The following is a 15,885-nucleotide window of genomic DNA, read 5'->3' as shown; positions in this document are numbered from 1 at the left end:
CGCAGCCGACAGCCCCGCGTCTACCATGGGGCCAGGGCACCTTGAGGGAGGTGCCGCGCCCGCACGCCGGCAACGGCAGTGCGGACCCACAACGGTGCAGAGAGGGAGGGAGGTCGACGGGCGCAAGCCGGTCTGCCGCTTCGATGCTGAAGATCATTTGCCTGACCGCTGCCCTGGGGGCAGCGCTGGGGACGACCGCGCACGCGGCCGACCTGACATTCGACGGCCGCCAGGCGCGCGCCGAATCCGCTGCCAAGGGCAGTTTCATCCTGCATGCGCCGAAGGGCGAGGTGCGCATCGCCGCCGCGCCCATGCGCAGCCAGACCGGCAGCGTGATGTTCGACGCGCTGTTCGCGCTGGCCCAGCAGGAAATGGACCAGGACCGGGTGGATGCCATCCGCGATCCGGCCTTCGACGAAGGCCGTCCGGTACCGTGCGAGTGCTTCCAGACCGGCGCGCGCTGGCCGTATGTGTGGACGCGTGACGTCAGCTTTGCAGCCGATCTGGCGCTGGCGAAGCTGGACCCGAAGCGCACCCGTCAGTCGCTGCAGTTCAAGTTGTCGGCTGCGCGCGACGGGCATACGCCCGGCCTGTTCGTGGCCCAGGACACCGGGTCCGGTGGCAGCTGGCCGATCAGCAGCGACCGCGTGGTGTGGTTCCTCGCCGCACGCCACCTGCTGGATGATCCCGCGTTTGCCGAGCAGGTCTGGCAGGCCCTGCAGGGCACATTGGCGCAGGACCGGGCGATGGTGTTCGACGCGCAGATGGGCCTGTACCGCGGCGAGACCTCGTTCCTGGACTGGCGCGAGCAGACCTATCCGGACTGGACGCGCGAGGACGTGCGCTTCATTGGTGATTCCTACGCGCTGTCCACCAACGTGCTGCACTACCAGGCGCTGCGCCTGGGCCAGCAGATGGCGGCGCAGCTGGGCGACGAGCGCAGCGAGCAGTACAGGGCCTGGGCCGATGCATTGGCGGTGCAGATCGACGCGCGCTTCTGGCGCGAAGACATGGGCCAGTACATGAGCTACATCGGCGAGGCGGCGCACCCGGTGCCGTACGCCAAGGTCGATCTGCTTGGCCTGTCGCTGGGCATCCTCGCTGACGTGCTGCCTGCTGAGCGAGCACGTCGTGCGCTGGCGGGCTATCCGATGGGGGCTGCCGGCAGCCCGGTGGTGTGGCCGCAGGAAGCGCAGCAGCCGATCTACCACAATCGTGCGATCTGGCCGTTCGTCAGCGCGTACTCGCTGCGCGCGGCGCGCAAGGTGGACGATGCGCCGCGCATTGCTGCCGAGATCCGCTCGCTGATGCAAGGGGCGGCGCTGGCAGGTTCCAACATGGAGAACTACGAACTGGTCAGCCAGGCCGTGCACGTGGACGAAGGGGCGTTGAGCGGGCCGGTGGTCAACTCCGAGCGGCAGCTGTGGTCGGTGGCGGGCTATCTGTCGATGGTCACCGAAGGCGTGTTCGGCGTGCAGGACGACGGTCGCGTGCAGCCCAAGCTGCCGGCCGAGCTGGTGCCGGAGCTGTTCGGAAAGCAGAAGCGGATCAGTCTGGAGGCGGGTGGCAAGCGCTATGTGCTGGAGCGCCCGAAGCAGGTGGGCGCTGGCTTGTTGATTGCGGGAAACACGCGCACGCGCGGCACCACGACCACCGTGCAGCTGGTCGCTGCGCCGGCAGCCGTGAGCCCTGATGTGCCGCGTGCCGATGCCAATGCGCGTGCACCGGCCACGCCGCAGGCACCGCAGGCAAAGCGCAGTGGCAAGGGCTGGTCGGTCGCGGTGGCCGCCGGCCAGGTCCTCTGGCAGGACGGTGCCGCGGCTACGGCCAGCAAGGGCCAGGTGCGCGTCGGTGATGATGGCCTGCAGCACTGCCTGAGCCTGACCCGGCGCGAAGGTGCGCTGGAATCCCTGCACAGCCCGATGGTCTGCGTCGGCCCACAGCAGGTGCTGCGGGGCAGCCGGCAATGGCAGTTCAATGCCGCCAGGGCGGGCCACGTGCGCCTGCGCCTGCAGTACAGCAACCCGAATGGCCCGATCAACACCGGTGTGACCGCGGCGGTGAAGCAGCTGGCGGTGCAATGCAAGGGCCAGCCTGCGCAGCGGCACACGGTAACGCTGCCGCACAGCGTGGCGGCGCAGGACTCGACCGCGGCAACCTTCGCGGTACCCCAAGGCCGCTGCACGGTGACGCTGGAAGAGGGCTTCAACATGAGCGCGCTGCAGCACTTCGCGCACTACACCGGCGGCAAGGGCGGGCGTGATGGCGTGCTGAACCAGGCCCGGGTGCAGGCGCTGACGATTGCGCCGGTGGCGGCAGCAGAGGACGCACGATGAGCCGTCCTGCAAAGCCGCAGTTGTCGTTCTGGCAGATCTGGAACATGTGCTTTGGCTTCCTTGGCATCCAGTTCGGTTTTGCCCTGCAGAACGCCAACGCCAGCCGCATCTTCGAAACGCTGGGTGCGGACATGGACGCGGTGCCCGGTTTGTGGATCGCCGCACCGCTGACCGGCCTGCTGGTGCAGCCGGTGATCGGCTACCTGTCCGACCGCACGTGGACACGCTGGGGACGGCGCCGCCCATTCTTCATGATCGGCGCGGTGCTGACCACGCTGGCCCTGCTGGTGATGCCGAACTCGCCGACGCTGTGGATCGCGGCCGGCACGCTGTGGGTGCTGGACGCCTCGATCAACGTGTCGATGGAGCCGTTCCGCGCCTTCGTTGGTGACCAGCTGGCACCGCGGCAGCGCCCGGCGGGCTATGCCATGCAGAGCTTCTTCATCGGCGTCGGCGCGATTGTTGCCAGCTTCCTGCCCTTCATCCTGGCCCACTTCGGTGTTGCCAACACGGCGGCGGCGGGCGAGGTGCCCGATACCGTGCGCTATGCGTTCTACTTCGGTGCGGTGGTGCTGCTGGCGGCGATCACCTGGACGGTGGCCAGCACCCGTGAGTATTCGCCCGACGAGCTGGCCAGCTTCGATGATGCCGAACCACCGGCGCATCACGCCGGGGCTGCGGTCAGCGGGCCCGCACCGTGGACGCAGGTGGCGCTGTGGCTCGGCCTGGGCGTGCTGCTGGCCGTGCTGATCGCGTGGCGCCAGGGCGACAGGATGCTGTACGTGCTGGCCGGCCTGTGCGCAGGCTACGGCGCACTGCTGGCGGCGGCGCGGGTACTGCCGGGCACGCACATGCTGGCCGCCATCGTCGGCGACCTGCGCGCGATGCCGATCACCATGCGCCGGCTGGCCTGGGTGCAGTTCTTTTCCTGGTTCGCCCTGTTCGCGATGTGGATCTTCACCACGCGCGCTGTGGCCGGCATGCATTTCGGCTCCACCGATGTCCAATCGGCGGCCTACAACGAAGGTGCCAACTGGGTGGGCGTGCTGTTCGGTGCCTACAACGGCTTCGCCGCACTGGCCGCGCTGCTGATCCCGCCGATGGTGCGGGCGATCGGCCTGCGCTGGAGCCACCTGGTCAACCTGTGGCTGGGTGGGGCAGGGCTGATCTCGATGATGTTCATCGACGATCCGCAGTGGCTGCTGCTGTCGATGGTCGGCGTCGGCTTTGCCTGGGCCTCGATCCTGTCGCTGCCCTATGCGCTGCTGTCGGACAGCGTCCCGGCGGCGAAGATGGGCGTGTACATGGGCATCTTCAATTTCTTCATCGTGATCCCGCAGCTGGTCGCGGCCAGTGCGCTCGGTTTCGCCCTGCGTGCATGGCTGGGGGGGCAGCCGATGCATGTCCTGGTGCTGGGTGGCTGCAGTCTGTTGATTGCCGGTCTGTGCGTGTTGCGGGTTCCGTCCCGTCCGGAGGTGGTGTGATGCGTGGTGCCCTGTCTGCTGCTGTATCCCTTGTGCTGTTCGCTGGCCATGCGTCGGCTGCGCCACGCCCGGCCTATGTTGGTACCACCGAGCCGTTCGCCAGTGACGCGGTGTACTTCGTGGTCACCGACCGCTTCGTCAACGGTGATCCGTCCAACGACCATCGCGACCAGGGCGGCAAGCACCGCACCTTCGATATTCCGGTGCCATGCCCGGACAAGGTGGACGGCAACATCGGCTATCTCGGTGGCGATTTCCGTGGCGTGCTCGACAATGCCGACTACATCCGCAACCTCGGTTTCGGCGCGGTGTGGATCACGCCCATCGTCGACAACCCGGACGAAGCCTTCACCGGCAGCAAGCCGATCAGCTGTACCAGCACCCTGACCGACCGTGGCAAGACCGGCTACCACGGCTACTGGGGCATCAACTTCTACACGCTGGACGAGCACCTGCCGAGCAGGGACCTGGATTTTGCCGGGTTGACCAAGGGCCTGCACGGCGCCGGCCTGAAGGTGGTGCTGGACATCGTGGGCAACCATGGTTCGCCGGCCTGGACCATGCCCCAGCGGCAGCCGCAGTTCGGCCAGATCTTCGACAAGGACGGCAGGCTGCTTGCCGACCACCAGAACCTGCCGCCGCAGAAGCTGGACCCGAAGCACAACCCACTGCACGCGTTCTACAACAACATCGGTCCGGTCGACAGCAAGGACGGCTCGATCTTCGACGGCAACCTGGCCGAGCTGAGCGACTTCAACCAGGACAACCCGGCGGTGATGGACTACCTGGTGGGGGCGTACCTGCAGTGGACCGCGCAGGGCGTGGATGCGCTGCGCATCGACACCATCGGCTGGCTGCCGCACCCGTGGTGGCATGAGTTCGTCAACCGCATCCGCGCGCAGCATCCGGGCATGTTCATGTTCGGCGAAGCGTTCGACTACAACGCCGCCAGCATCGCCGAACACACCTGGCCGGCCAACGCCAATGTCAGCGTGCTCGACTTCCCGCTGCGCGGCGCGCTGGAGCAGGCCTTCGGCAGCGCCGGCAAGGGCTTTGAAACGCTGGCCGAGCCGCTGCACCTGACCGCTGGCCCGTACGCAAACCCGTACGAGCTGATGAGCTTCTACGACAACCACGACATGCCACGCCTGCAGGCCAGCGACAGCGGCTTCATCGACGCGCACAACTGGCTGTTCACCGCGCGCGGCATTCCGGTGGTCTATTACGGATCGGAAACCGGCTTCATGCGCGGCCGTGCGGAGCACGCCGGCAACCGTGCCTACTTCGGCCAGCCGCGGGTGGATGCAGCCCCGCAGAGCCCGATCTTCGCCCCGCTGCAGCGCATCGCCAAGCTGCGCGAGAGTACGCCGGCGTTGCAGCGCGGCCTGCAGGTGAACGAACGTCTGCAGGGCGATGAAGCGGTGTTCTTCCGTGTGCTGCAGCATGGCGACGTGGCGCAGACCGCGCTGGTGCTGCTGAACAAGGGCGATGCCACGAAGACCTTCAGCGTCGACCGCTACCTGCAGCCCGGCCTCTGGCGCGACGCGCTGGACGGTGGCCAGGTGACGGTGAAGGGCAGCCTGAAGGCGGAGGTGCCGGCGCACGGGGTGAAGGTGTTTGTGTTGGATGCGGACGTGCAGCAGCCGGCCCTGCAGGCCGAACTGGACAAGGCCATGGCAGACCAGCTGGCGCGCGACCAGCGGCTGGGACGTTGAAAGAGTCGCCGGGCATGGCCCGGCGCTACCGTCCATGCCCAGGTAGCGGGGGGCATCGAAACCCTGCTCAAGGCCGCGATGGACGGAACGGTGCCGATCCGGGCGTTCATGGAGGCCTTCGTTGCTTCCCAGGTGGTGCTGCTGACGGGCAGCCTGGTCACGCCCGATGGGAGTGGCTTCGATCCGCTGCTGTTCGACAAGCAGGGCACTCTGCACGTGGCCGTGTTCACCGATCCGGCGCGGGTGGGCATCTACAGCCAGCAGGCCGAGCATCAGGTCCGCTGGCCGATGCTGGACGTGCTGCGCCGCGTGCCGGGCGGCTACGGCGTGGTGATCAATCCGGGCACTACACTGGGCTTCGAGATCTCGCCCAGCGGTGTCGGCGAGATCCTGAAGGACTTCGCGCAGGGCTGAGATTCAGATCGCTGCGAAGCCGATCCCACGCACTGTCTGGTTGATGGCAACGATTTGCAGTGGCTGCAGGGGTCAAGCATGCTTGCCTGAAGGACGATCAGGACAGCGAGGCTACCCATGGAGTTCAGGATGCTGGCGCCGGCGGCGCCGGAGTGCGAGCAGCTGGCGCAGTGGTATCACGCGCAGTGGGGAAAGGATGCAGGCTTCACCCTGGAAGATGAGCGTCTGCGGCTGTGCAAGCCCAAGGACGCGCACGGATTTCCGCAGGTGCTGGCGGCGATCGACGATGGGCAGGTGGCCGGCGCCGTGCAGCTCAAGCGCGGCGAGATGCCCGGCTTTCCCGAGTATGAGCACTGGCTGGGAAGCGTGTATGTGGCCGACGGCCAACGCGGGCGAGGGTTGGCCAGCAGGTTGGTCGAACGCGCAGTGAAGCAGGCCCGGTCGATGGGCATATCGCAGCTCTACCTGCAGACCGAGTCGCTGGACGGTGGTCTGTATGCGCGATTGGGGTGGAAGCCCGTTGTCGAGTCCAACACGCGTGGCTTCCCGGTGCTGGTGATGGTCCGCGGGTTGAGCGCATGAGCACCGCCCCGGCCCGACATTCCCGTCTTGCCCTGGTCTTCCTGATCGGCGCCATCGTCGCAGCCCTCGTGGCCATGCCATTGCTGCGCGCGGTCGGCATCGTGCAGTGGCCGGTGTTTGTCATCGCCTGGCTGATCAACCTGGGGGCGGCTTGGCACCTGGGCGTTTGGGCAGGGCTGCAGGGCCGTTCGCAGTTTGCCTTCATGTTGCTGGCTGCACTCGGCACCGTGGCGTCGATCGTGATCTACGTGCTGCTGGCCGTGCTGGGGCCGAAGGCCGGTTCGCAGGGCCCCGCAGCGTAGCCCAGGGCGTCAACCGCGCAGTACGGCATCCACGCCGCGCATGGACGCATTCCAGTGGATCCACGCCATGCGTGGATGCCGCAGGAGGTCGGTGCCGGCCCGAAGGCCAGCACCGCCACTTACATCACATCGTCACCTTGCGCCGGTTGTCTTCGCTCACCCGGTCGATCACCTTGTTGTACGGATCGAAACCGGCCTCGTCCTGCTTGGCATCCACCGTCACCGTGATCGTCGGTGCTGGCTGGATATACTCGTTCACGCCCCGACGCGGAAAAGGACATCCGGTGCGCATCGCATTCTGGTCAAGCTGGTTGCTGTTGATCTTCCTCAGTATCGGGTTGGCGCTGTCGCTGGCCGATTTCCGTACTGCCACGCATTACGCATCCGCACCGCTGCTGCTGGAACCGGGCACGCAGCTGACGCTGGAAACGGAGCGGCTGTTGCCGGGGCGCCCGCAGCTGTCGTTGACGTTCCAGCGGCCCCCGCCGGACTACGACCAGCCGGACCCCGTGCTTGGCAACTGGCAGAACAGTCAGCACGCCGGTTTCCTGCGCTTCCGCACGCCCGGCGAGCCGATCAGGCTGAAAGTCGAGCATGACGGTCGGCACGCGATCTATCGGGCCATGCCGGTCAGTTCGCATGGCTCGGGTGAGGTGACGCGCGAATTTACACCGGACGAACCCAGCGCGTCGCCCACCGATTTCCCGTGGCCGCCACTGGCCTCGCCGCTTACGCTGGGTGCTGGCAACCTGCACCTGAAGATCACCGTTGTGGAGGTCGGGCCTGGCCTGCGCGGAGAAACCGCGACATTGGGCTTGGAACCGGGCCTTCAGATGAAAGTGACTGACGCGGACTATGGTTGGTTGTGGCTGCTGTTTATCGTCAAACCAGCGCTGCAACTGCTGCTGGCCCTGTATGCGGTGGTGATGCTGGCGTGGAGCTGGCGCAGGGGACGCACTTGGTGGCGGGCAGAGCTGGCGTCGTGAAAGTTCCCTGAATGCGTTAACGGCAGTGCGCCGGATCACACAATGCGTCGACAGGGCCGCCGATAGGCTTTGCCGCTCAAACGTCGACGTCGATGCAGGCACGCATGCGGATCCCAACCGGAATTGAAGGACTGGACAGCATCATTGGCGGCGGGCTGCCGCAGGCGCGGCTGTACCTGCTTGAGGGGCCGCCCGGCTCCGGCAAGACCACGCTGTCCCTGCAGTTCCTGCTGGAAGGCCTGCGGCGCGGCGAGCGCTGCCTGTACATCACCCTGTCCGAGACCGCCGAGGAGCTGCGCGAAGTCGCGTTGGCGCACGGCTGGTCGCTGGACGGGCTGCACCTGTTCGAGCTGGGTTCGGCCGAAGGGGCGATGGGCAATGGCCGCCTGCAGTCGGTGCTGCATTCGTGGGAAATGGAGCTGGACGAGACGGTCAACCTGATCATGTCCAAGGTGGACAGCATCGGGCCGACCCGGGTGGTGTTCGATTCATTGTCGGAACTGCGCCTGCTGGCGCAGGATTCGCTGCGCTATCGTCGGCAGATCCTCGCACTCAAGCAGTTCTTCGCGCCCAAGAGTGCGACGGTTTTCCTGGTGGACGACCTGACGTCCACCGGCGATGAGCGAGACGGCCAGCTGCACAGCCTGTGCCACGGCGTGGTCTCGCTGGAACGCCTGACCCTGGACTTCGGCCCTGCGCGGCGCCGCATGCAGGTGCAGAAGCTGCGGGGCGTCGATTTCGTTGCCGGCTACCACGACATGGTGATCCGTCGCGGCGGCGTGCAGATCTTCCCCCGCCTGATCGCCTCGGAACATCACGGACGGTTCGTCGGAACGCCCATCAGCAGCGGCGTGGCCGAGATCGATCGGCTGCTGGGCGGTGGCCCGCTGCGCGGTACCTCCACCCTGTTGACCGGCCCGGCCGGCAGCGGCAAGACCAACGTGGCGCTGCAGTACGTGTGGGCCGCCTGCGAGCGCGGCGAGCGCAGCTGCATCTTCGAGTTCGACGAGCGCGTCGGTACGCTGCTCGCACGCGCGTCGGCGCTGGATATCGATCTGGACAAGCACCTGCGCTCCGGCCTGCTGGAGATCCTGCAGATCGACCCGGCCGAAGTGTCACCCGGGGAGTTCTCCTGGAACCTGCGCAAGTCCGTGGAAGAGCGCGACTGCCGTGTGCTGGTGATCGACAGCCTCAACGGCTATGTGACCGCAATGCCGCAGGAAAAGCAGCTGATGCTGCAACTGCATGAGATGCTGTCCTACCTCAACCAGAAGGGCGTGGCGACCTTCATGATCAACCCGCAGCACGGGCTGGTCGGCACGATGGCCTCCGACAGCCTCAACGTGTCCTACATCTCCGACGCGGTGGTGTTGTTCCGTTTCTTCGAAGCCAAGGGTCGAATCCGCAAGGCGATCTCGGTGATCAAGAACCGCGGCGGTGCGCACGAAGACACCATCCGCGAACTGAAAATCGATGGACGCGGCATCACGGTCGGCGCCGCGTTGGCAGATTTCCAGGGCATCCTCACCGGCACGCCGGAGTTCGTCGGCGACAGCGCAGCGCTGCTGGGCCAGCCCGATGTCCGATAGCGGCGAGAGTGGCACCGTTGTCCGTATCGTCGCTCCCTTCGGCCGTGATGCCGACAGCATCGCCGCGGTGCTGGCCGGCGCGGGGTTGAGGACGGGCATCGCGCCAAGCCTGGAGGTGCTGGCTGAGCAGCTCGATGACTGCACCGGGCTGGTAGTGGTGACCCAGGAAGCGGTGGCACGCGGCAGCGAGGTATTGCTGCAGGCGTTGCAGCAACAGCCCACCTGGTCGGACATTCCGTTCATCCTGCTGCGCTCGGCGCGCTCCTATCGGCGTTCCACCCGCGATCCGCTGCTGCCCGGCTCGATCAATGTGGTGGAAATGGACCGGCCCTTGGGCAGCATGTCGCTGCTCAGTGCGGTACAGGGCGCGCTGCGCGCGCGCGGCAAGCAGTTCGTGGTACGTGACCAGCTTGCCGCGTTGGCCGATGGCCGCGCGGCGTTGGCGCGCAGCGAATCCGAGCTGCGATTGATCGCCGATGCGATGCCGGTGCTGATCGCCTTCGTGGACCGCGCGCTGTGCTTCCGCTTCGCCAACAAGGCCTACGAAAGCTGGTTCGAACTGGCGACCGGCGAGGTCATCGGCAGGCACGTGCGCGAGGTCATCGGCGAGACCGTGTGGCAGCAGCGTCGCCCGGCGATGGAAGCCGCGTTGGCCGGTCGCGAGGCCGTGTTCGAGATCGTCTGGCCGCATCGTCTTTATGGGCGCCGGGACTGCGAAGTGCGTTACACGCCGCGCCGCAACGGTGACGGGCGCATCGACGGCTTCCACGTGTTCGTCACCGATATCACCGCGGCCAAGCTGGCCCTTGCCAGCAGCCAACAGCACGCGCACGCGCTGGAGGCGATGGTGGCCGAGCGCACCCGTGAACTGGAAGCGCAGATGGCCGCGCGCGAGGCCAGCGACGCTGCATTGCGGCAGTCGCAGAAGATGGAGGCGATTGGCCAGCTGACCGGCGGCATCGCCCACGATTTCAACAACATGCTGACCGGCATCCTGTCGGCGCTGGACATCGTCCGGCTGCGCCTGGACATGGGCCGGGTCGACGACCTCGAACGTTTCCTGGATACCGCCACCACCTCGGCCCAGCGTGCTGCGGCACTGACCCAGCGCCTGCTGGCGTTCTCCCGGCGGCAGTCGCTGGACGCGCGTCCGGTGGAGCTCAACACACTGTTGGTTTCGGTGCAGCACCTGCTGCACAGCACCTTGGGCGAATCAGTGCGCATCCGCGCCGAACCCTCGCCGATGCCTCTGCACGCCACGCTGGATGCCAACCAGTTCGAGAGCGCGCTGCTGAACCTGGCCATCAACGCGCGCGATGCGATGCCGCATGGCGGCGATCTGACCCTTCGCGCCTCGTCGGTAAGCGTAAGGGAAGGCCAGTACACGGCCGTGCCTGCTGGCGACTACGCATTGGTGGAGGTGGCCGACACCGGTGCCGGCATGGCACCGGAAGTGGTCGAGCGCGCTTTCGAGCCCTTCTTCACCACCAAGCCCATCGGCAAGGGGACGGGGCTGGGCATGTCGATGGTGTACGGCTTCATGCAGCAGTCCGGTGGCCACATCGCCATCCAGTCCACTGTCGGCGAGGGGACGACGGTGCTGCTGTTCATTCCGTTGTCCGAGGCCGTTGTGGAGGACGCGCCTGCACCGTCGCAGCCGATCCGGCGCGGCGCCGGCCAGTCCATCCTGGTGGTGGAGGATGACGAGCAGGTACGGATGCTGGTGACGGTGGTGCTGGAGGACCTGGGGTATCACGCGCAGGTGGTGGGTGATGCCGATGCGGCGATCCCCATCCTCACTTCGGCGCAGAGCATCGATCTGCTGGTCACCGATGTCGGGCTGCCGGGGCTCAACGGGCGCCAGCTGGCGGAGATCGCGCGGCAATCGCGGCCGGCGCTGCCGATCCTGTTCATGACCGGCTATGCGGAAAAGGCACAGGAGCGCGCGGCCTTCCTCGACGAAGGCATGGCGATGATCGCCAAGCCCTTCCTGCTGGATGAGTTCAGCATGGCGGTACGCATGGCGATGCCGGGCGGCGCGTAGTGATGCAGGCGCTGTAGCGCCGGGCCATGCCCGGCAGTGGTCGGCCTTTCGTCCCACGCATGCATGCCGCGCATGGCTTGGCGCCACCGAAGGGTTACGTGCGCAGCGACGACTCGCGCACCACCAGCTTCACCGGAATGCTCTGGCCTTCCACCGGCTGCCGGCCGATCAGCGCCAGCAGCTTCTCCACCAGCAGCTGGCCGGCCTGCTTGGTGTCCTGCTGCACGGTGGTCAGCGGCGGCGACACCGAGGCCGCCAGCGGGATGTCATCGAAGCCGGTCACCGCAACGTCCTGCGGCACCCGCAGGCCCTGCTCGCGCAGCGCGCGCACCGCGCCGATGGCAATCAGGTCGCTGGCGGCGCACACCGCATCGATGGAACGGTCCTGGGCCAGCAGTGACAGGCACGCCTCATGCCCGGACGCCTCGGTGGTGATCGCATCGTGCTGCAGCGCCGGATCTGCAGCCAGGCCATGCGCACGCAGCGCCTCGACGTGGCCGCGATAGCGCTCCTGGAATTCCGGGTAATGGCTGGAGGCATGGCCGAGGAAGGCGATACGGCGGCAGCCCTGTTCCAGCAGGTGGACGGTGATGTCATGCCCGCCCTGGAAGTTGTCGCTGCCGATCGACACCCCCGGCTGGCCGGGCAGGGCCGCGCCCCAGCGCACGAAGTGAGTACCTTGTTCCACCAGCCGCTGCAGGCGGTCGCGCGACTGGTGGTAGTCGCCATAGCCGAGCAGGATGATGCCATCGGCCTTGTTGCTGTCTTCGTAATCGGCCTGCCAGTCGGTGGACAGCTGCTGGAAGGACACCAGCAGGTCCTGCCCATGCAGCGCGCAGGCGCGGGTGATCGACCCCAGCATCGAGTGGAAGAACGGGTTGATCAGCGAGTCGTCGTTGGTCGGGTCCTCGAAGAACAGCAGGGCCAGCGTGCCGGCATTGCGCAGGCGCAGGCTGGAGGCGTTCTTGTCGACCTTGTAGTTCAGCTCGCGGGCGATGCGCAGGATGCGCTCGCGGGTCTCGGCGTTGACCATCGGGCTGCCGCGCAGGGCCCGCGACACCGTGGGCTGGGAGACCCCGGCCAGGTGGGCGATGTCCAGGGAGGTGGCTTTGCCTTTGATGGTCATGGGCGCGCGGAGGGGGCAGGGGAAAGGTCCCAGGCATGATGCCATGGGGTGGCTGCCGGCCGTCCTCGCCGACGCTGCTTGTGGTCAAGGTCGCGGGTGTGCGACGGTCATTGCCTCAGCCTGATGGAGCCAAGCGGTGTCCTTTCGCCTGTACCCGGATGTTCCGGATGATTTCGAGGCGCGGATCCGTATCCTCGCGCCGGAGGAGGGCGGGCGACGCAGCCCGGCCCGGAACGGTATCCGCTGGGACTTCGCATACGCCGATGACGCCGGAGCGCCAGAGCTGTTCATGATCTGGCCTGACTTCCGGCACGCCGAGGGCGACAGCTGGGCGACCGAGCTGCCGCTGCCGGTGGGAGAGCCCCTGTTGGCCGGCCTGACCGTGGTCAACGAGGCGCTGAGGGCGGGGTTGCACCGGGAGCGTATCCGGCCGGGCGTGCGCTTCCACTGCCATGAAGGGCCCAGGGTGGTGGCGGTGGGGGAGGTTACGCGGGTCACCGGCCTGCCGCTGGATCGCCCCCTGCTTCGTTGAGGTCGGCTCCGATACGGATCGGGCGGATTCCCGACGGGCCGGGGGCGAAGGGAATGGTAAGATGCCTCGTTCCGATATCACCCATTCGCAACCGTGGGAGGCCCAGCGTATCGGCACCCCGTCGGGTGTGCTATCACTGGTCCAGCCCCGGACAACGGAAGAATCCATCTATGGCGCGCGGCATCAACAAAGTCATCCTGGTCGGCAACCTCGGCAACGACCCGGACGTGAAGTACACCCAGAGCGGCATGGCGATCACCCGCATCAGCCTGGCTACCACCAGCGTCCGCAAGGACAAGGATGGCAACCAGCAGGAACGTACCGAATGGCACCGCGTGGTGTTCTTCGGCAAGCTCGGCGAGATCGCCGGCGAGTACCTGCGCAAGGGCAGCTCGGTGTACGTCGAAGGCAGCCTGCGTTACGACAAGTACACCGGCCAGGACGGCGTGGAGAAGTACTCCACCGACATCGTCGCCGATGAAATGCAGATGCTGGGCGGCCGCGGTGAAGGCGGCGGTGGCGGCGGCGGCAACTTCGCTGGCGGCGAGCGCCCGCAGCGCCAGCAGGCCCCGCGCCAGGAATACGGCGGCGGTGGTGGTGGCAACCCGCGTGGCGGCCAGGGCGGTGGTTACAACCAGGGCGGCAACCAGGGCGGTGGCTACGGCCAGCAGCGTCCGCAGCAGCCGCAGCAGTCGGCGCCGCCGATGGATGACTTCGCTGACGACGATATTCCGTTCTGATCGAACGCTCGTCTGCCGGAAGAACGAAAGCCCCGCCTATGCGGGGCTTTTCTTTTTCCAGTTTCAGGGCTGCGGACGTGGTGCTCCGCAGCATCGGCTTTCGTGCACTGCGACTTGCAAACAGACAATTTCCTCCCCTATGGTGCAATCGATTGCATTGCGGCGAAATCGTCAGTGTTTGATACCGGTTGGGAGGCCGGCAGGTGGATGTCCATCCATTCGATCAGACCGGCCCCGGGCCTCACGCGGCGCGATGCACTGCGTATGGCGGCCGCCGCTGGCCTTGGCCTGGGCGCTGCGGGCGTTCTGCCTGCGTTTGCAGCCACTGCGCCGCTCAGGGGCAACCTGAAGCATTCCGTTGCCCGCTGGACCTTCCCGCAGCTGTCGGTCGCCCAGCTTTGCGCGACGGTGAAGGGCATCGGTTTTGCCGCCATTGACCTGGTGGGCCCGGAGGATTGGCCCATGCTGAAGGCCCACGGCGTCTACAGCTCGATGTGCAACGGCGCGGAGCTGGGCCTTACCAAAGGCTTTGCCGGCCGTGAGTTCCACGACCAGCTGGCGGAGCGCTACACGCGGCATATCGACCTGGTGGCCGATGCCGGTTACCGCAACCTCATCTGCTTTTCCGGCAACCGCAACGGCATGGACCCGCAGGAGGGCATGGCCAATGCCGAGGCCGGCCTCAAGCGCATCCTCGGGCATGCCGAGAAACGTGGCGTGGTGCTGGTGATGGAGCTGCTCAACTCCAGGGTCGATCATCGCGACTACCTGTGCGACCACTCCGCCTGGGGCGTGGAACTGTGCCAGCGGCTCGGCTCGGACAACTTCGGCCTGCTGTACGACATCTATCACATGCAGATCATGGAGGGCGACATCATCGCCACCATCGGCAGGCATCACGCCTGTTTCAAGCACTACCACACTGCGGGCGTGCCGGGCCGGCACGAGATCGGGGACCAGCAGGAACTCAATTACCCCGCCATCTGTCGCGCGATCCGCGACACCGGTTTCGATGGGTATCTGGCGCAGGAATTCATGCCTGCGGCACCGGATCCCGTCGGTTCGCTGCGCGAGGCCATCGGCCTCTGCGACGTCTGAAACGATATCCACCAGGTGAGAGATCCATGGCAGACAATCATTACGACGCCATTGTTGTTGGCTCGGGAATCAGTGGCGGTTGGGCGGCGAAGGAACTGACCGAGAAGGGCCTCAAGGTCCTGATGCTGGAACGCGGACGCAACATCGAGCACGTCAAGGACTACGTCAACGCGATGAAGGAGCCGTGGGATTTCCCGCATCGCAACCGGCCTACACAGGCGATGAAGGCCGCCTTCCCGGTGCTGATGCGCGACTACGCGCTGGCCGAGAACCTGCAGGGCATGTGGGCCGACGAACAGGAATCGCCGTACATCGAGACCAAACGGTTCGACTGGTTCCGCGGCTACCATGTCGGCGGGCGTTCGCTGATGTGGGGCCGGCAGAGCTATCGTTTTTCCGACCTGGATTTTGAGGCGAACCTGAAGGACGGCATCGCCACCGACTGGCCGATCCGCTACGCCGACATCGCACCCTGGTACGACCATGTGGAGAAATTCGCCGGCATCGCCGGTACGCGCGAAGGGCTGGACGTGCTGCCGGACGGTGAGTTCCTGCCGCCGATCCCGTTGAACATCGTCGAAAAGGACGTGGCCGCGCGGATCAGGAAGGCCTTCGGCGGAACCCGGCACATGATCCACTCGCGCACGGCGAACATCACCAAGCCGATGCCCGAGCAGGGCCGCGTCAACTGCCAGTACCGCAACAAGTGCATCCTCGGCTGTCCCTTCGGTGCCTATTTCTCCACCCAGGCGGCGACACTGCCGGCGGCGATGAAGACCGGCAACCTGACCTTGCGGCCGTTTTCCATCGTCAAGGAAGTGCTCTACGACAAGGACCGCAAGCGAGCGCGGGGCGTGGAGATCATCGACGCAGAGACCGGCCAGACTTACCAGTACACGGCCAAGGTCATCTTCCTCAACGCCTCCTCCTTCAACTC

The 15,885-nt window shown here is 66.5% G+C and carries 15 protein-coding genes; 13 read left to right on the top strand and 2 right to left on the bottom strand.

Annotated features, from left to right (window positions below; all coding sequences use genetic code 11):
• Nucleotides 1-143: 143 nt before the first annotated feature.
• From TEP_RS14235 to TEP_RS14210, 6 genes are all read left to right on the top strand, one after another.
• A complete protein-coding gene (locus TEP_RS14235) occupies nt 144-2,336 on the top strand; it encodes a Six-hairpin glycosidase-like protein (protein WP_132825707.1) in 2,193 nt (730 codons plus the stop codon).
• Nucleotides 2,333-3,820 carry an MFS transporter gene (locus TEP_RS14230; protein ID WP_132825706.1) on the top strand — a complete coding sequence of 496 codons (1,488 nt, stop codon included), beginning with the start codon at nt 2,333-2,335 and terminating at the stop codon, nt 3,818-3,820. The genes TEP_RS14235 and TEP_RS14230 overlap by 4 nt, the downstream gene beginning before the upstream one ends.
• Nucleotides 3,820-5,535, top strand: coding sequence for an alpha-amylase family glycosyl hydrolase (locus TEP_RS14225; RefSeq protein WP_132825705.1), 1,716 nt, complete (start codon nt 3,820-3,822; stop codon nt 5,533-5,535). Before TEP_RS14230 ends, TEP_RS14225 begins: the two co-directional genes overlap by 1 nt.
• 54 nt (nt 5,536-5,589) lie before the next feature.
• Nucleotides 5,590-5,949, top strand: a complete 360-nt coding sequence (locus TEP_RS14220) for an SseB family protein (RefSeq protein WP_276321430.1) — start codon at nt 5,590-5,592, stop codon at nt 5,947-5,949.
• Between the two features lie 117 nt (nt 5,950-6,066).
• Nucleotides 6,067-6,531 (top strand): GNAT family N-acetyltransferase, encoded by a 465-nt coding sequence (locus TEP_RS14215; RefSeq protein ID WP_132825703.1) that lies wholly within the window; start codon nt 6,067-6,069, stop codon nt 6,529-6,531.
• Nucleotides 6,528-6,833, top strand: coding sequence for a hypothetical protein (locus TEP_RS14210; protein ID WP_132825702.1), 306 nt, complete (start codon nt 6,528-6,530; stop codon nt 6,831-6,833). The genes TEP_RS14215 and TEP_RS14210 overlap by 4 nt, the downstream gene beginning before the upstream one ends.
• Before the next feature lie 124 nt (nt 6,834-6,957).
• Here TEP_RS14210 and TEP_RS20030 read toward each other — a convergent pair whose 3' ends face one another.
• The gene (locus TEP_RS20030; RefSeq protein WP_276321416.1) at nt 6,958-7,092 is read right to left on the bottom strand and encodes a hypothetical protein; all 135 of its coding nucleotides are present in this window, start codon (nt 7,090-7,092) and stop codon (nt 6,958-6,960) included.
• 25 nt (nt 7,093-7,117) lie between these two features.
• Between TEP_RS20030 and TEP_RS14205 the strand changes: the two genes are divergently transcribed.
• From TEP_RS14205 to TEP_RS14195, 3 genes are all read left to right on the top strand, one after another.
• Complete coding sequence (locus tag TEP_RS14205; protein ID WP_132825701.1) at nt 7,118-7,819, top strand: hypothetical protein; 702 nt, start codon at nt 7,118-7,120, stop codon at nt 7,817-7,819.
• Between the two features lie 92 nt (nt 7,820-7,911).
• Entirely contained in the window at nt 7,912-9,408 is a 1,497-nt protein-coding gene (locus tag TEP_RS14200; RefSeq protein ID WP_132825700.1) for an ATPase domain-containing protein, read from the top strand.
• Nucleotides 9,398-11,452, top strand: coding sequence for a PAS domain-containing sensor histidine kinase (locus tag TEP_RS14195; RefSeq protein ID WP_132825699.1), 2,055 nt, complete (start codon nt 9,398-9,400; stop codon nt 11,450-11,452). Before TEP_RS14200 ends, TEP_RS14195 begins: the two co-directional genes overlap by 11 nt.
• 94 nt (nt 11,453-11,546) lie before the next feature.
• Here the strand turns inward: TEP_RS14195 and TEP_RS14190 are convergent, their stop codons facing one another.
• The gene (locus TEP_RS14190; RefSeq protein ID WP_132825698.1) at nt 11,547-12,578 is read right to left on the bottom strand and encodes a LacI family DNA-binding transcriptional regulator; all 1,032 of its coding nucleotides are present in this window, start codon (nt 12,576-12,578) and stop codon (nt 11,547-11,549) included.
• Nucleotides 12,579-12,714: 136 nt separating this feature from the next.
• On the opposite strand from TEP_RS14190, the gene TEP_RS14185 reads away from it, so the two are divergent.
• The 4 genes from TEP_RS14185 to TEP_RS14170 form a co-directional block, all read left to right on the top strand.
• On the top strand, nt 12,715-13,110 hold the full coding sequence (locus tag TEP_RS14185; protein WP_132825697.1) for a hypothetical protein: 396 nt from the start codon (nt 12,715-12,717) through the stop codon (nt 13,108-13,110).
• 170 nt (nt 13,111-13,280) lie between these two features.
• A complete protein-coding gene (locus TEP_RS14180) occupies nt 13,281-13,850 on the top strand; it encodes a single-stranded DNA-binding protein (protein ID WP_132825696.1) in 570 nt (189 codons plus the stop codon).
• Nucleotides 13,851-14,057: 207 nt separating this feature from the next.
• Entirely contained in the window at nt 14,058-14,948 is an 891-nt protein-coding gene (locus tag TEP_RS14175; protein WP_206140219.1) for a TIM barrel protein, read from the top strand.
• A gap of 26 nt (nt 14,949-14,974) precedes the next feature.
• On the top strand, nt 14,975-15,885 hold a 911-nt coding region (locus tag TEP_RS14170; RefSeq protein ID WP_132826547.1), incomplete at its 3' end, for a GMC family oxidoreductase.

It is taken from the genome of Stenotrophomonas sp. TEPEL, assembly GCF_004348785.1.
Taxonomy (GTDB): domain Bacteria; phylum Pseudomonadota; class Gammaproteobacteria; order Xanthomonadales; family Xanthomonadaceae; genus Stenotrophomonas; species Stenotrophomonas indicatrix.
Note: the sequence above shows the minus strand (reverse complement) of the source record. Positions and strands in the feature narration are given on the sequence as shown.